This is a genomic window from Polycladomyces subterraneus, assembly GCF_030433435.1.
Lineage (GTDB): Bacteria > Bacillota > Bacilli > Thermoactinomycetales > JIR-001 > Polycladomyces > Polycladomyces subterraneus.
The window spans coordinates 63,093-85,238 of record NZ_JANRHH010000049.1 but is presented as its reverse complement, the minus strand read 5'-3'; the positions used below and the strand labels follow the sequence as shown (position 1 = coordinate 85,238).

Here is a 22,146-nt window from a genome sequence, read left to right as displayed (position 1 = left end):
ATTCCCTTTCTGACATGGGCTGTTGGTCTTACATCAAGTCATTGGTTATCTCATTCCATCTACTTCTGCCTTAGAGGATTTAGCTACCACTTTTTTAAGTTCATCGAGGACTTCGGATGGTTCAACACGATCTTTATAATCTGCTTTCGTGTATTCAAAAGCGATTTTACCATCCTGTCCAATGATATAAGTGGCAGATACAGGAAGGGTCCAGGAATGGTCACCGTTATAGGAAGAAACATCCAATCCAAGCTCTTTATACAAGTCAATCAAGTAATCGGGTAAACGGTAAACGAGATTATATTTTTGAGCCACTTTATTTCCCACGTCACTTAACACATGGAACCGTAGCTCATTTTTTTCTTTGGTGCTCAAGGAATGGTCCGGCGTTTGGGGGCTGATTGCAATGAGTTGACCGCCTGCTTGATGAATGTCATCCAAGATACTTTGGTATGCCCGCAATTCCATGTTGCAATATGGACACCACCCTCCACGATAGAAAGTGAGGATGACTGGGCCTTTTTTAAGTTCTTCGTACAAAGATACGTCTTTTCCGTTTGCATCCGGCAATGTAAAATCCGGGGCCTGTTGTCCTTTACGTAAACCCGTCGCTACACCGGACGCCTCCAGTTCTTCAATTGCCCGATTCATTAATTCTTGCTGCTCTTGTGGTACTTTCTTTCGAAAATTTTCCAAATACTGTTTAAACTGTTCCCGCATTTGCGTTTTTGCCATCGATTTTCACTCCCTATCAGATGTTGATATTATCCTCTTTTCATCTGTATTTTTGGGATGACACCGATCTATTCAAAAAAATAGTTCTTTATTTTTAATAACAAACAATCCTGACTAATTCATTTAAATCAGAAATAATATAATCCGGTTGCTGACCCATACGATCAAAAACCAATTGAGATTTTCGGTTGACCCATGCTGTTAGGAACCCAAAGCTAGATGCACCTGTAATATCCCATGTATTCGATGAAACAAATAATATGTCCTCGCGTTTGCAATTGAATCTGTCGAGAACATACGAGTATGCTGCTGGCGAAGGTTTGTATTGTTTCACGTCATCAATACTCATCACTAGAGTAAAGTATGGGGTCAGATGATGATATTCAACTAATGTTTGAATCATGTTAAGTGTTCCATTGGTCAAAATGGCAAGCTGACAATGGTTTGCCAACTGTTTCAGTGCGTTCGGTACTTCTTCATATAAAGACAGGGTCAAATATGAATCGAGCAATTCCTTCTCCTTTTCCTTCGTCAGAGTTACTCCTAATTGTTCGCAAGTAAACCGAAGACTGTTTCTCGTAATTTCATCAAATGGTTGGTAACGACCGATGATTTGTTGGATGAACGCATACTCCAGTTGCTTCGTTCGCCATAACTCGCTGATCTGTCGACCACGAGTTGGGAAGAGTCTCTCACTTTTTTCTGAGACGGAATGTACGTCAAACAAGGTTCCATATGCATCAAAAACAATGGTTGTAAGGTGTTCCAACTCAATTCATAGCCTCCTTTTAGGGGCTTTTGTTATGCTTTTACCCAATTTGGAACTATTCTACACCCGCTGCTTTCGGTGTTGTGTAGACCGGGCAACGCAAATCGGTTTTTTCCAGCAATTCTTTTATACGTTCTTCTGATTCGCTATTTGGATCACACCTCTTCTCGAAGAGAGGGAGAGGCTATTGACAAACCCAGCGGTTTTTCCGCTGGGTTTGTTGAGACTAACCTGATACCCTTTGTTAGTAGTCTTGTGACAGTGTTTTTCACGTCCCTTTCTTCAACAACAGCGCCGGACACCTTTGCCACCGTATTTTTCATCGTTGGCCCAGCGATGAAATTCCCTTTCTGACATGGGCTGTTGGTCGGGATGGTAGCGGCGCATGTGTTCCAGGTATCTTTGATAATCAGGTACTCCGGCGATGGCGTTCAGATAGTTGGCTACCGCCTTGAACGGGCGCAGGCAACGCGTCAACAAACCGTCCATGCATCTCCCTCCTCATCGGGTCGACGTTACCGGTGTGTAGGGCGTTTCCATGAGCGGCAAGCGTTCCCGCTTAATGATCAATTTATACCATACGCGCAACGAATCCAGTATGATCAGGGCGATCAGCAGCATGAAGATGGCGGTCAAAATGGCGTCGATCTGATTGTTCAGCACGATGCGTTGCATTTCCTCCATTGATTGCGCCGGAGGCAGTACTTTGCCAGCGTTGATCGCTGCTTGGTATTTATCTGCTGCCGCCAGGAAGCTGACTTTGGCGCTGGGATCGAACAGTTTCTGCCATCCGGCCGTCATGGTAGCGGTAGTAAGCCAGACGGTCGGTAGCAGAGTCACCCAGGCGTAACGAGTTTTGCCCATTTTCAAAAGAATTGTCGTGCCGACGACCAGTGCGACGACAGCCAGCATCTGGTTGGCGATCCCGAAGAGCGGCCACAGTGTGTTGATGCCACCGAGCGGATCTACGACCCCTTGGTAAAGGAAGTAACCCCAAGCCGCCACGACCAAACCGCTCGTCAGCACATTGGCGAAATAGTTCGATGTATCGCCCAATTTTTTATGGAAGTGTCCGAGCAGATCCTGCAGCATGAACCGCCCGACGCGCGTACCGGCATCAATCGTTGTTAGAATGAAGACGGCTTCAAACAGAATCGCAAAGTGGTACCAGAAGGCCATGAATGCCTTTCCGCCGATAACAGCAGAGAAGATTTGTGCCATACCGACTGCCAGCGTGGGTGCACCGCCGGTTCTGGACAGCAGGGTTTGTTCGCCGATGTCTTTGGCCAATGTTTGCAATTGGTCCGGTGTTAATGTGAAGCCCCACGAGGTGATCGTCTTCGCCGCGGTCACCACATCGGTGCCGATCGCGGCCGCGGGGCTGTTCATCGCGAAATAGACGCCCGGTGTCAGCGCGCAAGCCGCGATCATCGCCATAATCGCGACGAACGATTCCATCAACATGGCGCCATATCCAATCATACGAGCATGGGATTCGCGGGCAATCATCTTCGGCGTCGTACCGGAGGAAACCAGCGAGTGGAACCCGGAGACGGCACCACATGCGATCGTGATGAAGACAAATGGGAACAAGTCACCGGCGAACACCGGACCCGTACCATCGATAAACTTGGTGAATGCCGGCATGTGCAAAGGCGGCAACACCAGCAGAATGCCCAGTGCCAAAGCGCCGATCGTGCCGATTTTCAGGAACGTGCTCAGGTAATCGCGCGGCGCCAGCAACAGCCACACGGGGATGACGGAGGCAACAAAGCCGTAGATGATCATCATCCATGCGATCGTGGTGCCCTCAAAGGTGAACATTTTGGACAATGTGGGATGCTCCGACACATACTGTCCCAGATACAGGGAAAGCAACAGCAGGCCGAAACCGATCACCGACGTTTCCAGCACGCGCCCCGGGCGGATATAACGCATATACACGCCCATGAACAAGGCGATCGGAATCGTCGCAGCGATGGTAAACATGCCCCACGGACTGTTTGCGAGCGCTTTCACCACAACCAAAGCCAAAACGGCCAACAAGATAATCATGATGCCGAGGATGGCGAACAGCGCGATGAACCCGCCAACCGGCCCGATCTCCTGTTTTGCCATTTCTCCGAGCGACTTGCCGTTACGGCGCATCGATCCGAACAGAATGATGAAGTCCTGTACGGCCCCCCCCAATACGACCCCGACCAGAATCCATAAAGTACCGGGCAGATATCCCATCTGCGCGGCCAAAATCGGGCCGACCAGCGGTCCCGCACCGGCGATGGCGGCGAAATGGTGGCCGAACAACACCCACTTGTTGGTGGGCACGTAGTCTTTACCGTCATTGATGCGCTCAGCAGGCGTTTGCCGGTTGTCATCCAAACCGAAAACCTTGTTTGCCAAAAAGCGGCTGTAAAAACGGTACGCGATGGCATAGGTGCAGATGGCGGCCACCAGCATCCATGCCGCATTCACCGTCTCACCGCGATTGAGTGCCAAAAAGGCGAACCCAGCCGCACCTGCCGCAGAGATCAATCCCCAGAGCAAAACGGAAGCCCATTTGTTCATAATATTTTGACCCCCTTTGACAACATTGGTGAAGGAATCTTCCTTTAATAATGATTATACTGCAAAATGAAGCAAATCTGGACCGGTCAATTTTTCCCTTGGGGTTGCACCGTCAAGATTTTGTCCCGAAAAGCTGTACGGGTCGTGAAAGAAACGGGAAGAGTTTGTGCTATACTGTCATAGGAAGGATGGGAGAAAACGGACGTCGGGCTCGTCCGGTTTGTCGATGCGGGAGAAGTTTTCTCGAGCAAGTGACGCCGGAGCACTGCTTGGGGTGTGTCTGGTTCGACCTTAAGGCGGCAACGTTTTCTTGTGAGCGAGTTCCCAAGCCCGACTGAGTGAAGAACCGGAAATCGCAGGATCCCCATCGCGGGCTTTTTTTGAGCGAAGATACTTGGGCCGCGTCTTGCCACCGCATCGAGGGTCCTTGGTATTCTTCCGGGCAGAGGTGTTACGAGTTGGGAACACGAAATGGACGATCATGATCCAGACCTATTCCAACAACGTGGCTTCCCCGCAGTTTGCATGATACAATGGATCAGATACTGAGCGTTTTTCGGAGGTGAAACCAATGGCCATTTCCAAGGAACAAGTGCAGCATGTCGCGCAACTGGCGCGTTTGGCGTTAACGGAGAAGGAAGTGGAGCAGTTCACCACGCAGTTGAACGATATCCTCCACTTTGCGGAAAAATTGAACGAATTGAACACGGAAAACGTGGAACCGACCTCTCACGTGTTGCCGTTGGCTAACGTGTTGCGCGAAGATGAAGTGCGTCCCTCCATTCCGCGGGACAAAGCACTGGCTAACGCACCGGAAAAACGGGACGGCATGTTCCGCGTGCCGGCTGTATTCGAGGAGTAAAGGGGGAGAACCATGTCGCTGTTGAGAGAATCGCTGAAGTCGATACATAGCCGTCTGGCGAATCGCGAGCTAACGGTACGCGATTTGGTGGATGCATCGCTCGCCCGGATTCGCGAAGTGGACGAGCAGGTACGCGCGTTTTTGACGGTGGATGAAGACGGGGCCCGTGAGCGGGCTGAAGCATTGGATCAGGAACGAGTGGAGTCAGATCAGCGGGGGATCCTGTTCGGATTGCCTGCGGGCATCAAGGACAACATCTGTACGGAAGGGCTGAAAACCACTTGTGCCAGCCGGTTGTTGGCCAACTATGAACCGATTTACTCAGCCACGGTGATGAAGAAACTGGAACAAGCCCAAGCTGTCACGGTCGGCAAAATGAACATGGACGAGTTTGCGATGGGTTCATCGACGGAAAACTCCGGTTTCCACCCGACATACAACCCATGGGATCTCAGTCGCGTTCCCGGCGGTTCCAGTGGGGGATCGGCAGCCGCTATCGCAGCGGGGGAAGTGTATTTCGCGCTCGGATCGGACACCGGTGGATCGATTCGGCAACCGGCCGCATATTGCGGGGTTGTCGGGTTAAAACCCACTTACGGACGGGTGTCCCGGTTCGGTTTGGTCGCGTTTGCTTCTTCGCTGGACCAGATCGGGCCTCTGACGAAAAATGTGGAAGATGCGGCGTACGTTTTGCAGGCGATTGCCGGACATGATCCGATGGATTCCACCTCGGCCGATGTGGAGGTGCCGGATTATCTCTCCGCGCTGACGGGGGATGTGAAAGGTCTCAAAGTGGCCGTTCCCAAGGAGATGATGGGAGAGGGCATCGATCCCGGCGTTCGCGAGAAAGTGCAGCAGGCGTTGCGGGTGCTGGAAAGCTTGGGTGCCGTCATCGAGGAAGTCTCCCTGCCGCATTCCGAGTATGCCGTGGCCACGTATTACCTGCTGGCTCCGGCTGAAGCGTCTTCCAACCTGGCACGTTACGACGGAGTGCGCTACGGGGTGCGCGTCGAAGCGGACTCGTTGGTGGAGATGTACAAACAGACGCGCAGCCAAGGGTTTGGCAGCGAGGTAAAACGCCGGATCATGCTGGGAACGTACTCTCTGAGCTCCGGTTACTACGATGCCTACTATCTGAAGGCACAAAAAGTGCGTACCTTGATCAAGCAGGACTTCGACCGGGTTTTTGAGCAATACGACGTCATCGTCGGACCGACTGCACCGACCACCGCTTTCAAAATCGGGGAAAAGGTCGACAATCCGCTCACCATGTATCTGAACGATATTCTCACCATCCCGGTGAACCTGGCAGGATTGCCGGCGATCAGCGTGCCATGCGGGCTGTCTGATGGACTGCCGGTTGGTCTGCAAATTATCGGCAAGGCGTTTGACGAATCCACGGTGTTGCGGGTGGCCCATGCCTATGAGCAGCACGGGGAGCGTTTGCCGGAGCCGACGATCGGAGGTGCGGAAGCATGACGCAGTTCGAAACGGTCATCGGATTGGAAGTGCACGTGGAGCTTTCCACCAAAACAAAAATTTTCTGTGGTTGTTCCACCGAATTCGGCGCCCCGCCGAACACGCACACTTGCCCGATTTGCCTGGGGCATCCCGGCGTACTTCCCGTGTTGAACCGGCAAGCTGTGGAATACGCGATGAAGGCGGCGATGGCGCTCAACTGCGAAATCGCTGAATACAGCAAATTCGACCGGAAAAACTACTTCTACCCCGATTTGCCCAAGGCCTATCAAATTTCGCAGTATGACCAGCCGATCGGTCGAAACGGATGGATCGAAATCGAAGTGAACGGGGAGAAGAAACGGATTGGAATCACGCGTGTCCATCTCGAGGAGGATGCAGGCAAGCTGAACCACATGGAAAACGAGGAAGGCTCACTGGTTGACTTCAACCGCGTGGGTGTCCCGCTGATTGAGATCGTCTCCGAGCCGGATCTGCGTTCGCCGCAGGAAGCACGGGCATATCTCGAAAAATTGAAGGCGATTATGCAATATACCGGTGTCTCCGATGTAAAAATGGAAGAAGGATCTCTCCGGTGCGACGCCAACATCAGTTTGCGCCCGGTTGGCTCCGAGAAGTTTGGTACCAAAACCGAGCTGAAAAACCTGAACTCGTTCCGCAACGTGGAACGCGGTCTGGAGTACGAACAAAAGCGGCAAGCGGAAATTCTCTCCCAAGGGGGCGAAATCACCCAACAAACGTTGCGGTGGTTGGAGGATGAGGGACGGACCAAAGTGATGCGCAGCAAAGAGGAAGCACATGATTACCGGTACTTCCCGGAACCCGATCTGGTCCGTCTGCACATCGACGATGAATGGAAAGAGCTGGTTCGCGCCACGATTCCGGAGCTGCCGGATGCACGTCAAGCCCGTTATACCAAGGAGTACGGCTTGTCCAACTATGATGCCGGTTTGCTTACCGCCTCCAAGGTGATCGCCGACTTTTTCGACCAAACGGTGGAAGCCGGGGCTGAACCGAAAGCGGCCGCCAACTGGATCGCCAGTGAATTGCTGGGTTATCTCAATGCCCATGACAAAGAACTGGCCGACACCCAGATCACGCCACAAGGGTTGGCCGGCATGATCAGGTTGATTCAAGACGGAACGATCAGCACCAAAATCGCCAAGAAAGTGTTCAAAGAACTGGTCGAAAAAGGCGGGGACCCGAAACGGATCGTCGAGGAAAAAGGGTTGGTACAGATCAGTGACGAGGGGCAACTACGGCAGATCGTGGAGCAGGTGTTGGCCGAGAACCAGCAGTCGGTGGAGGATTACCGCAACGGAAAAGACCGCGCTCTGGGTTACCTTGTGGGACAAGTGATGAAACTGACCAAAGGCAAAGCCAATCCACAGTTGGTCAACCAATTGATCCGGGAACAGATCAACGCTTGATGCCGAGATCCATCAGAACGGTGTCCTTTTTAGAGGATGCCAAACTGTGGACTCCGCGATGGAAGTCCGGGAGCCGTCTCCTGATCGACGGGAGAACGGCTCCCGTCAGGTTTAGATATCAGGTTGTGATAAACGAACGCCGTCTTTAAGCGTATGTTGCTCAAAGATAGGTTGGTCTGTTAAGTCCAGCGTTGAGATGGGAGGTGTTGGAAGTGCAAGCTTTGTACACCGCCATTGTGCTCTTGTTTTTGGGCATGGGCGTGTATTATTTGAATACGGAACCGGTCGTGGCGGTGCATCATTTTTTGATCTCCCTCTATTTCTTTGTTTTTTTGTATGAGATTCGGGGAAAACCCTTTTCGAGAAGCGTCTACTGGTTGTTGTTGCTGTTGTTGGTCGGGGATGCTTGCATGCAGTTTTCCATCGGGGATATGAATCTGATCAGCGGATTGGTCAGTGCGATGTTTGCGCTGTCCACCTGGCAAGCCCAACGGCGATTGTCTTGACGTCAAACCTCCGGATGCGTGTCATGATCCCGTCTGCCGGTCTTAAATGTGATTGTTTGAACATGGACGAACCGAGGTGGTCACGGATGGCCCAACGTGGTGTTTTGGTCATTGCGCACGGGTCCAGCAAACCGGAATGGGTGCAGTTGGTTGATGAAGCGGTATCAAGGGTTCGATTGGATTTGCCTGTGGAGATTGGTTTTTTGGAGTTGGTGCCGGGCCGGGCGATTGCGGACGCCATACAGTCACTGCGCCGCCGAGGTGTGGATGAAATCATTGCCGTACCATTGTTCGTCTCTTCCGGAAGCACGCATATTGAGGAGATCGGATATCTTTTGGGTGTGATTTCCAAGCCGCGTCTTCCGTTCAAGGAAAAACCCATCCCCTTGGAGATACCCGTACATTACACACCGGCGATGGATGGTCACCCGTTGATCGGTGAGATTGTGACGGAGCGTGCTCGCAAACTGAGCCAACGGCCTGAGGAAGAAGTTGTCGTGCTGGTCGGCCACGGCAGCGAGGTGTCTGGATTCCGGGAAAAATGGGAAGAAGGCGCCAATCAGCTTGCTGCACAGGTGCAGCGTGCATTGGGGTTTCGGCAAACGGTATACGCGTCTTTGCATCCGGATCATTTGCATGAGGTGGTCCGCGCCTGGAGCGCACGACATCGGGTGTTGGTGTTGCCATTGTTTTTGAGTGAAGGGTACTTTACCAAAAAAGTGATCCCGTCGAAATTGGCGGGGCTGGATTATGTGTATTCCGGAGAGACATATCTGCCGCATCCGTTGATTTCTCGTTGGATCGAAGAAACGGTGAGGGATGCGATCGGTCAATCCCGGCGCGCACCTTCCGCCGCCACCCAGTGACGAAATTGGCGTGGGTGAGCCCAAACCACGGGGCGTACAATGTCGGGTAAGACCGGCAGCCGGATGTCAGCATCCCGCCCTGACAATCATCGGCCGTCCCGTGAGGGACGGTTTTTTCACGCCTGTTGATGCAGTTTGACATATAGCGCCAACTGGCGTTTGGTTACGGGGTTCAGATTGTTGAGTCGCCGGATCAACAATTGTTTGGCGTAATGGTACAACTGTAGGTCGAGAGCATTGTTTTGTTTGATGATGTGGATGAGTTCCTTTTGAATCTGTTGTTTTTGCGGGCGGCGCTTGGTGACATTTTGCCTGGTGTAGTTGACGTTGCCCCATCCCAGAGCCTGTTTCATCAGGAACACCGAATGCGGATACAATTCGGTAATGCCCACGATGACGTAATGTTTGCGGAGATTTTGTTTGGCCAGATCCAGATCAGGCTGATGTTTGCCGGAGAGGAATCGGGTTTGGTGATTCCAAAGCTGCGTTTGAATGTCGTCGTTTTTACTGAGAATGAACTCTTTGAAACTCATAGAGTTGACTTTGGCATAGAGTTTGGTATTTGGGTTGGATTTGATGTAATAATAGGCGGAAATGACTCGGTTGACGGGATCGCGCAACATGGTGATATACCTGAAGGGTCGCTGGAAATAGCGATGAGTTCCGAAACGGCAATGACCGTATACACATTTGATTTTCTCCCGTTGGGTGGCGGACAGTTTTTTTACGGCTTCCTGCTGGTGATGGGCCGGGTATTTGTAGATCTGGTCCGGTCGGTACTGCCTGTCGATAATGCTGCGTAAGGTCAGACCGCCTGCTTTGGGGATGTGGGAAAAAATGATGATGGGTTGGCGCATGGTGGCGTTCTCCTCCTTTTGTCCACTCTTGGTACAACTATTGTATGGACCAGTGTACCGACCCGTTCTAGGGATCGTTCTATCTTATGTTTCGGGCATCCACCGGGTCCATTGACGCGTCCCTAGCAGATGCTGTGCACCGACCATCGCTTCTTGCAAATGCGCCTCAGCATGACGGTTCCAAACGAGAAGCAATTCCGCCGTGGGACGGAATCCTTCCGAAGCTGAACCGCACAACCGGTGAAAATATCCTTGTTTGATACGATCCGCCCGTCGGGCGAGATACAAGCATTGTACCAGTGTCATCAACAGGGTTTCATGCCAATCCCCCATCGCCATCCGTTTGAGGCAACCAGAAGCGGTCAGACGGTAGTGGTTGGACAGCATGCATTCCCGATGTGCTTCCTCCCAGCCGTCCCAATCGCATGCAAACGCGGAACAACGCAGTTGATAACAAATGGAACTCAACGTTTCGTCTGCGGCAATGCTCTGGTCCAACGCGTGTTGTACTTCGGTCAACCGATAGGGCTCCGGCCCGTCCTGGATCGGTTGCGACTCTCTTCTGGAGGACGTGTGGGAATCAGTCATCGACGGTTCCTCCTTTCTCAAGCGGACGAAGTCTTGTCTTTCACCATTGTATGCGGGGGGCGGGAAAAAAAGCAGACCGTCCGGCGAAACGACAAAAAGAGGTGATCCCAAATGTACAGGCGCGCGAGATTGATTTACAATCCCACGGCAGGGAGAGAGATGTTTGTACGGCAGTTGCCCCGCATTCTCGAACGGTTGGAGCGGGCGGGATTGGAAACGTCCTGTCACGCGACGCGAGAACCGGGTCAGGCGACCATTGCGGCGCGGCAGGCGTCAGAACGCGGGTTTGACGTGGTGATCGCTGCTGGAGGAGACGGGACGGTGCATGAAGTAGTCACCGGCATATCACAAGGTCCGTACCGTCCGATTCTGGGTGTTTTGCCGTGTGGCACGACCAACGATTTTGCGCGTGGTATGGGGTTACCCCGTGACTTGTTACGGGCGTGCGACGTGATTGGTGATGGATTCGTGCGGACAGTGGATGCGGGGCGTGTGGGAGAACGGCTGTTTGTCAACGTGGCGGCAGTCGGTGACGTGACGGCCGTCACCTACGAGGCGCCCAGCAGATTGAAAACGCTGGTTGGCCCATTGGCTTATTATTTGAAAGGACTGGAGAAAATAGGATCATTGTCGCGTTCGTTTCCGGTTTGCATTGAGGCGGACGGCCGACAATGGGAGGAAGACATTTTGTTGATGATGGTGGCCAATACCCGATCGGTGGGTGGATTTGAACAGTTGGCTCCGAAAGCGGATTTGAACGACGGAAAATTGGATGTGATCGTGGTGCGCAAAACCAGTATTGCCGATCTGATTCCGTTGGTCAGAATCGCGAGGAAGGGCGGGCACATCTATGATCCGAGCGTCTTGTATTTTCAAGCGCGACGCCTCTATGTTGAATCGGATGAGCCGCTGCGTTGGAACCTGGATGGGGAGCTGGGTGGAATCCTGCCCGGTATTTGTGAATCGTTGCCGGGTCATCTGCGGGTGTTGTGCCCGCGGCCAGCTGCAAAAGGGTCGAATAACGCCGGATGAAAAGGTTCTGGTATAATCGAGCCGAGACCCTGTGGAACGAGTTACAGCAGATGAAGAATGATGGTGAGGAGCAAAGGAGCAAACGAGATGAAACCACCTGTTACCACGGGAGAAATCATCGAACTGACCGTCACCGGCCAGAGCCATACCGGGGACGGCGTTGGAAAATACGAGGGGTTCACCGTGTTCGTCCCGCTGGCGTTGACCGGTGAACGAATTCGGGCGAAAATCACGAAGGTGAAAAAAACATACGCTCACGGCCAAATGTTGGAGATATTGGAACCGGCCCCGGCACGAACGGAACCGGCTTGTCCCGTTTTCGAACGGTGTGGCGGATGTCAGTTGCAGCACGTGAGCTATGAGGAGCAGTTACAGATCAAACGGCAGCAAGTGATCGACAGTTTTCAACGGATCGGCGGGTGGGAGGATGTGGTGCCCGTTTTGCCCGTGATCGGGATGCAAGATCCGTGGGCATACCGCAACAAAGCGCAAGTGCCATTCGGCTTGCGCGGCGGGGAGCTGGTTGCCGGTTTTTACGCCGCCGGTACACATACGATTGTCGACATGGACACATGTGGTATTCAACATCCTGACAATGACCGGGCAGTCCGGGAAGTGAAGCGGCTGGTCAAGGAATTGGGAATCCCACCGTACGATGAAAAAAACCACCGTGGGGTGCTGCGCCATGTCATGGTTCGAACCGGGTTTGCTACCGGCGAGATGATGGTCGTACTGGTGACCAATGGAAAACGGCTGCCACACCGAGAAACGCTGGTGTCGGAACTAAGGCATGCGCTGCCGCGGTTGAAATCGCTGGTACAAAACATCAACGACCGTCGGACTAATGTGATATTGGGTCGGGAAAACCGTTTGTTGTGGGGTGAGCCGATGATCCGTGACCGGATCGGGCCAGTGACCTACGTGATTTCTCCGCAGTCGTTTTTTCAGGTCAATCCCATCCAGACACGTGTGCTGTACGATCAGGTGCGCCAGTATGCCCGGTTGACGGGGCGGGAGATCGTAATGGATGTCTATTGCGGTGCCGGTACTATCGGATTGTATCTGGCCGACGGCGCGGCGTGGGTGTACGGGGTGGAATCGGTGCCTGAGGCGATTGAAGACGCACAACGCAATGCGCAGATCAACGAAATCGAACATGTTACGTTCGTGGCGGGCAAAGCGGAGGAAGTGATGCCGAGGTGGCGGGAACAGGGTATCCGGCCCGACGTCATCGTGGTGGACCCGCCGCGCAAAGGCTGTGATCCTGTGTTGTTGGATACGGTGGTGGACATGCATCCCAAGCGGTTGGTTTATGTCTCGTGCAACCCGGCTACGTTGGCACGCGATGCCCGTCATTTGCGGGAGCGGGGCTTTGACACCCTTGAAGTGCAGCCGGTGGACATGTTCCCGCACACCAGTCATGTGGAGTGCGTTGCTTGGATGGAACCGGTGAGGAATTGGTAAACAGGTGCAAACCATGAAACAACGGCAGCCACATCGTTTGAAAAAATAAAGCCCCAGCAAGTATCACGAAAGAGAACCCCTTTACTGAAATCTTACTTAGACATTAATTGGATTTTACCCGAAGTCATCGTAGTCCTGCTTCAATGACGGGACGGGTCGCCTCCTAAGCGGGAGGGGAAAACCCCATTGCCAGCCTTGCGAAACCTCGTTTGCTAGGGGCGTGGGGTTTTTTTCGTCTCTTACGGTTTTTTTGGCCTCAGCATCTTCAGGAGCCGCGCCCCACGATCTCTACCACCTACCACATCTTTCATCCGTCCGGGATATTTCCCAATCTAATGTAGTCGTGGATACATCTTTTGCTCTGGAGGTTCCCTGTTCAAATAGGATTCACAGTGGACGATTCACAGTGGACGCACTGTCGATTCTCGATTCTGCAAACGTCGATCTGGTTGTACTGGATGTCATGTTGCTCCGTGTGAACGAGCAACGGGTGTGTTTGCAAGCCTGTTTCTTGTAACCAAAGTTGCACCCTTTTTCGAAACAAGTCAAAATGAGAAGGGAGTTCCGGAAAAAGAAGATGGCTGAAAAGGAGAATATTGTATCGTCCGGCGAATAACATGGGAGAGTGCGACTCATACATATGGTATAATAAGGGAACTTGAAACCGAACGGCGATGGAACACGTTCGCTGGGGTGGATATGTGGGAATGTGAGACGGCAAGAAGAGGGGGAGGAAAACATGGATCGGATCGCTCATACGGGCGCCTGGGATGGATTGGCGAGAATCAATGATGCAGTGGCTCATGGCCCCGTCGATATCCTACTGGTCTCCGAAAACTTTGGAAGCGGTCATACGCGCGCGGCGGAAGCCTTGGCCAACGGCATTGAACGGTCCCGTCCTGAGTTGCGGGTACAACTGATTGAGCTGGGGAGGGCGCTGCAACCGCAAATCAACCGTGCGCTCTTGACCTCGTATCTGGGCATGATCAGACGGGCGCCCAACTTATGGCGAAAAGTGTACGGGCGCCACCATGGGCGACTGTTTCCACGTTGGTTGCAGTGGTGCTTGCATCAGACACTGTATGCCAGTTTATCTGATTTGATTGAAACCTTCCGCCCCAAACTCGTCGTTTCCACCCATCCGTTTGCCAGCTCCGGCGTGGGCAAACTGAAACAAAAAGGGTTCCCCCTTCGCCTGTGTACAGTCATCACCGATTTCACAGCACACGGCTCATGGGTTCATCCCGAAGTGGACCGTTACTTGGTTCCCACCCCCCAGGTACGTGAACAACTGGTGCAGTTGGGTGTAGAGGATTGCCGCATTCAGGTGACGGGCATCCCCACGGATGTGCAGTTTTGGGAAGAAGGGAATCGGTTGCATGCCAGACAGCGCGTCGGTTTGTTGGACAAGCCAACCGTTTTGATCCTGGGAGGCGGATTGGGCATCGGTACGGACATGCTCGTCCAGATGGCCGCCAAGTGGAAAGAAGAGATGCAAATCGTGGTCTGCACGGGGCATAACCGAAAAGTGTACCAGTGGTTGCGGAGCGATCCATCCCTGAAGCACCCCCACATTCGCGTCTTGGGGTACACTCGAAGGCTGTCAGATTGGATGGATGCGGCCGACCTCATTTTGTCCAAACCTGGTGCGCTGACATGTTCGGAAGCGATCGCCAAGGGAACACCGCTCTTGTTGTATGGATCAATCCCCGGACACGAGGAGCAAAACAGTCGGTTTCTTGTTTCTCACGGATTGGCTGTCCAGGCGAAAAACGAAGAGGAGTTGGACGCGTGCTTTGCCCAGTTGTTGCGTAAACCGGATCGGTTTCAAATCATACGGGAGAATATGCTCCGATGGCGTAAGCACATCCATCCCTCCAACAGTGTGGAGGCCGTGTTGGAGATGATGGTGTCCGAACCGTCTTCGGAGTTCCTGATAAAGGCATAAATGTGGGGTTTTGTTTTACTTGCCCTTTTGTGCTTCCATCGATATAATGCAAAGGGCAGGTATAAATTCACAGATGTGACTAAGCGTTGACAACTGACTGCGGTTCAAACGTAGTAATCGATATGGGATGAGGATGTTATTAGAGCCATGGATAAACAACCTTCAGATATCGTGATACCGGATACCGGTATTTATTCCAAAAAGCTGGGGCAAACCGACACCCGGATCAGTGCCTGGATTGCTCGGTTCGCCCGGTTTTGGGTAAAGGGAGTCATCTCTTTGAAGATTGAATCGACTCAACAGCTGGCCATTCGCATCATCCATTTGTTGTTTTTGAGCATCTTAGTGTCGCCGTGGCTGCCGCCGTTGGTGACGCTGGGGATTGGCTTTTTGACGCCTTTTTTCTATAAATGCAAATGGCCGGTGCGCGGTTGGCCCGAGGGGATTTTTCTTGGTTTTGCGTTTCTTTCCCTCATCAGCTGGGCGTTTAATCCCTCGTGGTTCTGGTGGATTCCCATCGGTATCATCCCGATCATCCTGTTCGGGTTGTATTATCTTTTGACGATATGGATCAAACATCTGACGGAATGGTCGTGGCAACAACTTCAGCGGCTGTATCTTCAATTTTGGCTGGGCGGCATTTATGTCGCCATCGTCGTGCTTATGCAACGGTGGGACCTGTTGCCACACGAAAAGTCGTTTTGGACGTACATGCTAGGGTTTTATCCGTTATGGCAGACGGACATGGAGCGAAGTGTGGGTACAGCGGCCAATTCCAATCTGGCTGCGGCCATGCTGATCTGTTTGGCATTGATGAGTATTTACGCGTCCTCGGTGGTCCGGGGAGCGTGGAAAAAAGTTGGTTGCTTCGCGATTTTTGCCTTGTATTCAGTGGCTATTTGGTGTACCGGTTCCCGCGGTGCATGGGTGGGCTTGTTGATCGGTCTGTTGGTTCAGGTGTGGATGACCGGAAACCGCCGTCGCACGGTGTTGTTATTCTGCGCACTGTTACTTTTGGGCGGTGTGATCTATACCAATCAAACTCTGATCCCGCGGGAAGAGACGCTGTTTGCGACGGTGGAAGTGCGTATTTTTGTCTGGCAGCATGCGTTTCAAATTTTCCGGGAACATTGGTTGCTTGGCGTTTTGCCGCTCCATTTCGGCCAACTGTTCGCCAAGCTGACAGGCAAATACATGTTTCATGCGCATAACGTATTTTTGGGAATTGCGACGGAGTACGGCGTCATCGGTCTGGGATTGTTCTTGGCGTTGATCGTGGTAACGACATACCGAGCCCGGCGGTGGCGGAAAACGGCCAATCGGAAGGAAGAAAAGAGGTTGGCAGGGTTGTTGATTTCGATCATTTTTGCGCTGTTGGGTCACGGGATGTATGATTATCCCATCATTTCCCCGCAAATCGGATTGATCTTCATTTTGAGCCTGATCATGATCCATGCACAGTATGAACGGCGGTGCCTGAAGAAACCGGATTGGAGTCAGGAATTGTACATGGACAATGCCGCCGAGAAAAAGATGGATAAATGGGAGGCGGCATTGATTACCGTGCGCAGTCTATGGAAGGCATTGCTCGGAGGACGGGTATAATGTACCTTATTCCAGGGATGAATGAGGGCCCAAAGCGTTCATGATCTGTTTCCCTTCAGGGTGCATGTGGAAGTGATACGGACGATCATCTAAAACAGAGTAACGGAAACCGGGGTGGAAAATGAACGCATTTTTCGCCTATTTGTATCGATTGCGGTTGATTCGAAGATGGAGCCTGATGCGCAACGTGATGCCGGAAAACGTGGCGGAACACAGCTATCACGTAGCGCTGCTGACACACGCCCTATGTACGATCGGCATCGAGGTGTTCGGTAAGAAGATCCCAGTGGAAAAGGCGGTTACACTGGCATTGTTTCACGATGTGACGGAAGTGATCACCGGCGACATTCCTTCCCCGGTGAAACATCACAACGATAAGCTGCTGGGTGGATTCCGGGAGTTGGAGAATTTGGCTGCGGAGCGGTTGTGCGACATGATCCCCGAACCGCTGCACCGGCATTACCGCCCGTTGATTCATGGTGAAGATGGCGATTTGCACCATTGGGTGAAAGCAGCCGACTTGCTGGATGCCTATCTCAAATGCGAGATGGAGATTTCAGCAGGAAACCGAGAGTTCGCTGTGGCCAGGCAGGAGATTGAGCGGCGTCTGCAATCGCTCGACATGCCGGAAGTGGACTATTTCCTTCGCCATTTCGGATCCAGTTTCACCCGGACTCTAGATGAACTGCATGATATGGATGATTCGGATGTGAATCGTTAGTTGGTGACGGTTCTGATGGCGCGAACGGCGCCTTTTTTCTTTTTAGGGGTCACAACACAAGCGGAAACGTTGGTGTGTGAAACGGATGACATGCTCCTCCTCATCCGTGTAGGTGTAAAGCATAGTGGTTCGCCTATGCAACGGAAGGAAAAACGTCCATCTAAGTATAAAACCGGCAAAGCGCGGTCATGCTGTTACCAGAATCTATCAATCTATGAGGTGGTTTTACTATGTTCAAACACCGCGCTTTCTGGTTGATCGTCGGCGTCATCACCATCATTGGTTTGACGCATTGGGGCGGCGACTTTCCTTCTTCTCCGCAAGCGTATGCGGAAAAAAAGGGTCTCATCGCTGTTCGTGTCCAACATGGGGACACGCTTTACCGGATCGCCAAACAACATGGGACCGATGTGGTTACCGTGGCACGGATCAACCATTTGCATGATCCATCACACATCCGAACGGGACAGATTTTATGGGTGCCCGAAACAAAACAGCAAACTGACGCACCCCTACGCGAATCCGGCTCTGTTCCTGCGATGTCCCGCGGAGTTTCGATGGGTGATTTTACCCTGACCGCATACACTGCCGGACCGGAATCGACGGGGAAAACACCGGGTCACCCCGACTACGGTATCACCGCATCCGGTGCCAAAGCCAGAGAAGGTGTCACCATCGCTGTTGACCCTAGGGTAATCCCGATTGGATCGCGCGTATATATCGAGGGCATCGGTTATCGTACGGCACAGGATGTGGGTGGAGCGATCAAGGGAAATCGGATCGATGTGTTTATGAACGACCTGAGTGAGGCGCGAAAATTTGGCGTCAAGAAACACGTTCGGGTGATGTTGGTGCCGACATCCTATGTGATGGAATGAGCCTCCCTGTGCCTGAAGAAGGATTCCTGGATTGTTGGTGTCACCCGAAGCGGCTTTGTCAGCAGTTTCTAGAGCTTATTTCAAAATCGATCAACCTGGTGTGTTTTGCACTTGTTTTTCCGGCTCGCTACGCCAGTCGCCCGCGTGCAAAACTCGCTCACGCTCAAACATCTAGCCCGCGTTTATGCCCATTGCATAATGAGATTTCATTCTTTTTGAAATGGCTTCTAGACAATGTCCTGGATTCAAGGATACGGAGCATAAGCGCAAGACCCTTTTCCTGAGGAGAACGGCAGTGGAGCGAGACGTAAAAATACGATAAAATGGACGGGCAGGAACCCCACGAAAAGGGGGGGGAGTGAATGAAGCAGGTGTTTCCGCTCCGTTATCCCTACTCGTTTGAGGCAACCGTCCGGCGTCTCACTTCATTCGAAAAGTCCAGCTACCGCTTACATAACGGACGTTTGGTGCGGGCGATTGAGGCGGGGGGACGTCCTTATGTGGTGGAAATCGGTTGGCAGTCGGAACCTCGTTCGTTGACGGTGTACGTACACGGTAATCCATCGGAGGCGGAACGGGAACGGGTGGAAGCCAAACTGCGGCGGATGTTTTCGGTGAATGTGGATTTAACCCCTTTCTATCGACAGATGGAAGCAGACCCTTACCTGGGGCCGGTTATCACAAAACGGAGGGGTTTGCATCTGGTGTTAGATGCTTCGGTGTATGAGTGCCTGATCAAAACCGTCATCAGCCAACAACTCAACGTGGCGTTCGCCGCCAAGCTGATCGAGCGGTTGATCGACCTGGCGGGCGAACGATTGACGTTTGAGGGGGAGTCGTTGCCTGTGTTTCCCTCGCCTGAACGGGTGGCCGCACTTGAATACGAGCAATTGCAGGTTCTGCAGTTCAACCGGCGGAAAGCCGAGTATGTCATCGATATCTCCCGTCAAGTCGTCTCGGGGACATTGGATTTGGAAGCCTTGTGGACAATGGAAGACGAAGCGGTGATGGAGCGTTTGTTGCCCCTGAGGGGAGTGGGGCGATGGACAGTGGAATGTTTGTTACTGTTCGGTTTGGGGCGCCCCGATCTCTTGCCAGCGGCGGACATTGGGCTTCGAAACGCGGTCCGTTACGTGTACGGATTGGCACATCAACCGGGGGAAGAAGAAATCCGAAAGATCGGACGGGATTGGTCTCCCTGGCGAAGCTATGCTACGTTTTATCTGTGGGATGCGTTGAGCGAATGGAAGCCGAAGAAAAAAGGAGGATGAAGCATGGGACGGAAGAAGAAAAAGCAGACCGAGGTAAAAACGGTTGATCCGATCGTCACGCTGACCCATGATCTGAAGCGGGTTGCGCTGTGGACGGCAATTGCGGTCGGAGTAGCGGCGGTCTTGGCGTTGACGGTCCCGTCGTTCTAAAAAACAAGGCCGGGAGGGAAACTCCTAGCCTTGTTTTTTTGTTGAGGGCGATTCTGATGATTCTCTTGGTTGGGTGGATGCCCGCATCATTGCGATCTCGGGCGGACTCATCAAGATTTGCCGCGGGTATGCCACATCGATGTCGTGTTCTTGGAAAGCGGTGATGATGGTTTTGCGCAATTCGCGTTCAATCCGCCACACTTCCTGCGGATCGCTCAGTGCGGTGACAGTGAATTGCACCCCATCCCGCTCGATATTGGTCACGCCAAATACGGACGGTTCCTCCAGCAGATAGGGGGAGAACCGCTTGTGAATGTCCCGGCATACCTCTTCCAACACTTCGTGCACCCGGCCCAGATCGGATTCATACGGAACCGTGACAGTTACGATCGCCCGCATCCGATCGCGGTTGTAGTTGGTGACCTGCGTGATTTCACCGTTGGAGATGTAGTGCAGCCGTTGGTTCCATTCACGGATTTTGGTCACCCGAAGCCCGATCTCCTCCACCGTGCCCGTGATTTGGCCGTTGATCTCGACAAAATCGCCCACTTCCAGCTGATTTTCAAAGATCAGGAAAAAACCGGTGATGACGTCCCGCACCAGATTTTGCGCACCGAAGCCGATCGCCAAACCGAGGATCCCGGCACCGGCCAGCACCGGCGTCATGTTGACGCCCAGCCGATCCAAAATCATTAACAGTGCGATGAAATAAATGGAATAACGCGCCGTCGATTTGATCAGCTTGCTCATGGTTACGGCACGCTTACTGTCCGTTTTGCTCAGTTTCAAGATGTGATCGATCAGTCGGTTAACCAAACGCAAGGCGATCAACGTGATCAGGACGATCAACAAAATCTGCCCCAGTGGCAATAGCAGGTAATCCACCGGGTTCTTGAAAATCGCGCTTATTTTATCGCCCATGCTTTGGATCAGGCCTACACTGTGATCGGGATGGGCGGGGATTTCCGGTTTGGCGAGGTCCAGTTCCTTTTCCAGCATGTCATCACCCCTCAGTCAGTGGATGGATTTTTTCTTGAATCGTCCGCCCAACACATCGTGGACATGCTCGATTGCAACAAAGGCGTGCGGGTCGATTTCGCTGACAATGCTCTTCAACTTGGCGACTTCCAGTCGCGTCACGATGCAGTAAAGCAGTTCCTTCTCCTCTTTGGTGTAGCCGCCTTTTCCATAAATATGCGTTACACCACGACCCAGACGGTACATAATGGCTTCAGATATCTCATCAGGTTTGTCGGAGATGATCATGACTGATTTTGATTCGTCCAGTCCTTCCACGACCACGTCGATCGTCTTGTAGGCGATGAAATATGCAATGAGCGAATACATCGCTTTATCCCATCCGAAGATGAACCCCGCACTTCCCAGAATGAACACGTTGAAAAACATGACGATCTCGCCAACGGAGAAGCCCAGTTTTTCGTTGCCGATGATGGCCAACACTTCGGTCCCATCCAACGATCCACCATTGCGGATGATGAGTCCCACGCCCATACCCAAGATGATGCCACCGAATACGGTCGCCAAAAAGAGGTTGTCGGTCGCTTGCGGAAAATGGTGGATGAAATCGGTCAATACGGCCAGTAGAATCACTGAATATATGGTACAAAACGTGAAGGTCTTTCCGATTTGTTTGTAGCCCAGGAACCAAAACGGCAGGTTGATTAATATCAGAAAAACGGACAAGGACCAAGGTGTAATAGAACTGAAAATGATGGAAATACCGACCACACCGCCGTCGATGATCTGGTTGGGGATCAAAAACAGCTCCAAGCCAATGGCAACAAAGATACAGCCCAGCGTGAGTGAAATGAGGCGTCGCCACCAACGCCAAGAGGGAATACGAAAAATGGATGGGTTCACTGTGTGCGAGCTCCCTCCTATCCGGATCTATTTTGTAGTCTTTCACGATTATAGCATAGCCTGGAATGTAGACGGTGACGTTTGATTGATTGTCACAGATGGCAGACAGGAGATGGAACGGGTGATGCCGTATCGTGGGACATGGAAAGTGTCATCCTTTCTCCCTTAACCCCATCGCCGATTTCTGTTAAACTGAACCAAAGGAGTGCTGTTCGTGGAAAACGGTGGTTTCATTGTCTTTCTTGAGTATCGAGTACATACACATAAAAGGGAACTGTATCTACAACTTCTGGACTATTTGCGATCCGAAACCGCCCGTGCCGGGGCGATTATCCGGCACGAGTGGATGGAAAGTGTGGATCAACCGGGATTGTTCGTCGAGATGATTCGCGTGCCGGATGAAGAAACCAGCCAACGTGTGATCTCTCTTAGAAAAAACCTCGTTTTAAACGGACGGATGAGGAATATGGTAGACAAAGTGAATATCTGGACATTCCGACTCGCCGAACCATCATCTACCGGAAAAAAGGATGTTTGAT

22 protein-coding genes and 1 pseudogene are annotated in these 22,146 nt (G+C 52.3%); 14 read left to right on the top strand and 9 right to left on the bottom strand.

What is annotated here, in order from left to right; translation table 11 throughout:
• Positions 1-45 precede the first annotated feature (45 nt).
• The 5 genes and pseudogenes from NWF35_RS14595 to NWF35_RS14575 all read right to left on the bottom strand — a co-directional run bounded on the left by NWF35_RS14595 (position 46) and on the right by NWF35_RS14575 (position 4,069).
• Positions 46-735 carry a peroxiredoxin-like family protein gene (locus tag NWF35_RS14595; RefSeq protein ID WP_301240087.1) on the bottom strand — a complete coding sequence of 230 codons (690 nt, stop codon included), beginning with the start codon at positions 733-735 and terminating at the stop codon, positions 46-48.
• Positions 736-829: 94 nt separating this feature from the next.
• Entirely contained in the window at positions 830-1,504 is a 675-nt protein-coding gene (locus NWF35_RS14590) for a haloacid dehalogenase type II (protein ID WP_301240086.1), read from the bottom strand.
• 32 nt (positions 1,505-1,536) lie between these two features.
• Positions 1,537-1,652 (bottom strand): annotated as a pseudogene (locus NWF35_RS14585) (OsmC family protein); the annotation flags it as partial.
• A 134-nt stretch (positions 1,653-1,786) separates the two neighbouring features.
• Positions 1,787-1,993 (bottom strand): YbdD/YjiX family protein, encoded by a 207-nt coding sequence (locus NWF35_RS14580; protein WP_301240085.1) that lies wholly within the window; start codon positions 1,991-1,993, stop codon positions 1,787-1,789.
• Positions 1,994-2,005: 12 nt separating this feature from the next.
• A complete protein-coding gene (locus NWF35_RS14575) occupies positions 2,006-4,069 on the bottom strand; it encodes a carbon starvation CstA family protein (RefSeq protein ID WP_301240084.1) in 2,064 nt (687 codons plus the stop codon).
• A 571-nt stretch (positions 4,070-4,640) separates the two neighbouring features.
• Between NWF35_RS14575 and gatC the strand changes: the two genes are divergently transcribed.
• The 5 genes from gatC to NWF35_RS14550 all read left to right on the top strand — a co-directional run bounded on the left by gatC (position 4,641) and on the right by NWF35_RS14550 (position 9,212).
• On the top strand, positions 4,641-4,931 hold the full coding sequence (gatC, locus tag NWF35_RS14570) for an Asp-tRNA(Asn)/Glu-tRNA(Gln) amidotransferase subunit GatC (protein WP_301240082.1): 291 nt from the start codon (positions 4,641-4,643) through the stop codon (positions 4,929-4,931).
• A 12-nt stretch (positions 4,932-4,943) separates the two neighbouring features.
• Positions 4,944-6,410, top strand: coding sequence for an Asp-tRNA(Asn)/Glu-tRNA(Gln) amidotransferase subunit GatA (gene gatA / locus NWF35_RS14565; RefSeq protein ID WP_301240081.1), 1,467 nt, complete (start codon positions 4,944-4,946; stop codon positions 6,408-6,410).
• Positions 6,407-7,840, top strand: a complete 1,434-nt coding sequence (gene gatB, locus NWF35_RS14560; RefSeq protein ID WP_301240079.1) for an Asp-tRNA(Asn)/Glu-tRNA(Gln) amidotransferase subunit GatB — start codon at positions 6,407-6,409, stop codon at positions 7,838-7,840. Before gatA ends, gatB begins: the two co-directional genes overlap by 4 nt.
• Before the next feature lie 212 nt (positions 7,841-8,052).
• A complete protein-coding gene (locus tag NWF35_RS14555; RefSeq protein WP_301240077.1) occupies positions 8,053-8,346 on the top strand; it encodes a hypothetical protein in 294 nt (97 codons plus the stop codon).
• Positions 8,347-8,432: 86 nt separating this feature from the next.
• Positions 8,433-9,212 carry a sirohydrochlorin chelatase gene (locus tag NWF35_RS14550; RefSeq protein WP_301240075.1) on the top strand — a complete coding sequence of 260 codons (780 nt, stop codon included), beginning with the start codon at positions 8,433-8,435 and terminating at the stop codon, positions 9,210-9,212.
• Positions 9,213-9,328: 116 nt separating this feature from the next.
• On the opposite strand, the gene NWF35_RS14545 is transcribed toward NWF35_RS14550, so the two are convergent.
• On the bottom strand, positions 9,329-10,069 hold the full coding sequence (locus NWF35_RS14545; protein ID WP_301240074.1) for a sulfotransferase family 2 domain-containing protein: 741 nt from the start codon (positions 10,067-10,069) through the stop codon (positions 9,329-9,331).
• An 84-nt stretch (positions 10,070-10,153) separates the two neighbouring features.
• On the bottom strand, positions 10,154-10,657 hold the full coding sequence (locus NWF35_RS14540) for a hypothetical protein (protein WP_301240072.1): 504 nt from the start codon (positions 10,655-10,657) through the stop codon (positions 10,154-10,156).
• Between the two features lie 111 nt (positions 10,658-10,768).
• Between NWF35_RS14540 and NWF35_RS14535 the strand changes: the two genes are divergently transcribed.
• The 8 genes from NWF35_RS14535 (at position 10,769) to NWF35_RS14500 (ending at position 19,726) form a co-directional block, all read left to right on the top strand.
• Positions 10,769-11,689: a YegS/Rv2252/BmrU family lipid kinase gene (locus tag NWF35_RS14535; protein WP_301240070.1), complete on the top strand. Its 921-nt coding sequence runs from the start codon at positions 10,769-10,771 to the stop codon at positions 11,687-11,689.
• A gap of 87 nt (positions 11,690-11,776) precedes the next feature.
• Entirely contained in the window at positions 11,777-13,153 is a 1,377-nt protein-coding gene (rlmD, locus tag NWF35_RS14530; protein ID WP_301240069.1) for a 23S rRNA (uracil(1939)-C(5))-methyltransferase RlmD, read from the top strand.
• A 739-nt stretch (positions 13,154-13,892) separates the two neighbouring features.
• Positions 13,893-15,101 carry an MGDG synthase family glycosyltransferase gene (locus NWF35_RS14525; protein ID WP_301240068.1) on the top strand — a complete coding sequence of 403 codons (1,209 nt, stop codon included), beginning with the start codon at positions 13,893-13,895 and terminating at the stop codon, positions 15,099-15,101.
• 147 nt (positions 15,102-15,248) lie between these two features.
• Positions 15,249-16,706 carry an O-antigen ligase family protein gene (locus NWF35_RS14520; protein ID WP_301240067.1) on the top strand — a complete coding sequence of 486 codons (1,458 nt, stop codon included), beginning with the start codon at positions 15,249-15,251 and terminating at the stop codon, positions 16,704-16,706.
• 121 nt (positions 16,707-16,827) lie between these two features.
• Positions 16,828-17,427, top strand: coding sequence for a 5'-deoxynucleotidase (gene yfbR / locus NWF35_RS14515; protein WP_301240066.1), 600 nt, complete (start codon positions 16,828-16,830; stop codon positions 17,425-17,427).
• Between the two features lie 230 nt (positions 17,428-17,657).
• Positions 17,658-18,305, top strand: a complete 648-nt coding sequence (locus NWF35_RS14510) for a 3D domain-containing protein (RefSeq protein WP_301240065.1) — start codon at positions 17,658-17,660, stop codon at positions 18,303-18,305.
• Between the two features lie 362 nt (positions 18,306-18,667).
• Positions 18,668-19,576 carry a DNA-3-methyladenine glycosylase family protein gene (locus NWF35_RS14505; RefSeq protein ID WP_301240064.1) on the top strand — a complete coding sequence of 303 codons (909 nt, stop codon included), beginning with the start codon at positions 18,668-18,670 and terminating at the stop codon, positions 19,574-19,576.
• Positions 19,577-19,579: 3 nt separating this feature from the next.
• Positions 19,580-19,726: a hypothetical protein gene (locus tag NWF35_RS14500; RefSeq protein WP_301240062.1), complete on the top strand. Its 147-nt coding sequence runs from the start codon at positions 19,580-19,582 to the stop codon at positions 19,724-19,726.
• A gap of 24 nt (positions 19,727-19,750) precedes the next feature.
• On the opposite strand, the gene NWF35_RS14495 is transcribed toward NWF35_RS14500, so the two are convergent.
• Both NWF35_RS14495 and NWF35_RS14490 read right to left on the bottom strand, forming a co-directional pair.
• Complete coding sequence (locus NWF35_RS14495) at positions 19,751-20,725, bottom strand: mechanosensitive ion channel family protein (RefSeq protein ID WP_301240061.1); 975 nt, start codon at positions 20,723-20,725, stop codon at positions 19,751-19,753.
• 15 nt (positions 20,726-20,740) lie between these two features.
• Positions 20,741-21,607 carry a YitT family protein gene (locus NWF35_RS14490; RefSeq protein ID WP_301240060.1) on the bottom strand — a complete coding sequence of 289 codons (867 nt, stop codon included), beginning with the start codon at positions 21,605-21,607 and terminating at the stop codon, positions 20,741-20,743.
• A 214-nt stretch (positions 21,608-21,821) separates the two neighbouring features.
• Between NWF35_RS14490 and NWF35_RS14485 the strand changes: the two genes are divergently transcribed.
• A complete protein-coding gene (locus NWF35_RS14485; RefSeq protein WP_301240058.1) occupies positions 21,822-22,145 on the top strand; it encodes a hypothetical protein in 324 nt (107 codons plus the stop codon).
• The last annotated feature ends 1 nt before the right edge of the window (position 22,146 follow it).

What these genes read in the sequence shown, in the direction of transcription:
- NWF35_RS14595 (WP_301240087.1), bottom strand. Translation starts at nt 735, where the DNA reads ATGGCAAAAACGCAAATGCGGGAACAGTTTAAACAGTATTTGGAAAAT.
- NWF35_RS14580 (WP_301240085.1), bottom strand. Translation starts at nt 1,993, where the DNA reads ATGGACGGTTTGTTGACGCGTTGCCTGCGCCCGTTCAAGGCGGTAGCC.
- NWF35_RS14575 (WP_301240084.1), bottom strand. Translation starts at nt 4,069, where the DNA reads ATGAACAAATGGGCTTCCGTTTTGCTCTGGGGATTGATCTCTGCGGCA.
- gatC (WP_301240082.1), top strand. Translation starts at nt 4,641, where the DNA reads ATGGCCATTTCCAAGGAACAAGTGCAGCATGTCGCGCAACTGGCGCGT.
- gatA (WP_301240081.1), top strand. Translation starts at nt 4,944, where the DNA reads ATGTCGCTGTTGAGAGAATCGCTGAAGTCGATACATAGCCGTCTGGCG.
- gatB (WP_301240079.1), top strand. Translation starts at nt 6,407, where the DNA reads ATGACGCAGTTCGAAACGGTCATCGGATTGGAAGTGCACGTGGAGCTT.
- NWF35_RS14550 (WP_301240075.1), top strand. Translation starts at nt 8,433, where the DNA reads ATGGCCCAACGTGGTGTTTTGGTCATTGCGCACGGGTCCAGCAAACCG.
- NWF35_RS14545 (WP_301240074.1), bottom strand. Translation starts at nt 10,069, where the DNA reads ATGCGCCAACCCATCATCATTTTTTCCCACATCCCCAAAGCAGGCGGT.
- NWF35_RS14540 (WP_301240072.1), bottom strand. Translation starts at nt 10,657, where the DNA reads ATGACTGATTCCCACACGTCCTCCAGAAGAGAGTCGCAACCGATCCAG.
- NWF35_RS14535 (WP_301240070.1), top strand. Translation starts at nt 10,769, where the DNA reads ATGTACAGGCGCGCGAGATTGATTTACAATCCCACGGCAGGGAGAGAG.
- rlmD (WP_301240069.1), top strand. Translation starts at nt 11,777, where the DNA reads ATGAAACCACCTGTTACCACGGGAGAAATCATCGAACTGACCGTCACC.
- NWF35_RS14525 (WP_301240068.1), top strand. Translation starts at nt 13,893, where the DNA reads ATGGATCGGATCGCTCATACGGGCGCCTGGGATGGATTGGCGAGAATC.
- NWF35_RS14520 (WP_301240067.1), top strand. Translation starts at nt 15,249, where the DNA reads ATGGATAAACAACCTTCAGATATCGTGATACCGGATACCGGTATTTAT.
- yfbR (WP_301240066.1), top strand. Translation starts at nt 16,828, where the DNA reads ATGAACGCATTTTTCGCCTATTTGTATCGATTGCGGTTGATTCGAAGA.
- NWF35_RS14510 (WP_301240065.1), top strand. Translation starts at nt 17,658, where the DNA reads ATGTTCAAACACCGCGCTTTCTGGTTGATCGTCGGCGTCATCACCATC.
- NWF35_RS14505 (WP_301240064.1), top strand. Translation starts at nt 18,668, where the DNA reads ATGAAGCAGGTGTTTCCGCTCCGTTATCCCTACTCGTTTGAGGCAACC.
- NWF35_RS14500 (WP_301240062.1), top strand. Translation starts at nt 19,580, where the DNA reads ATGGGACGGAAGAAGAAAAAGCAGACCGAGGTAAAAACGGTTGATCCG.
- NWF35_RS14495 (WP_301240061.1), bottom strand. Translation starts at nt 20,725, where the DNA reads ATGCTGGAAAAGGAACTGGACCTCGCCAAACCGGAAATCCCCGCCCAT.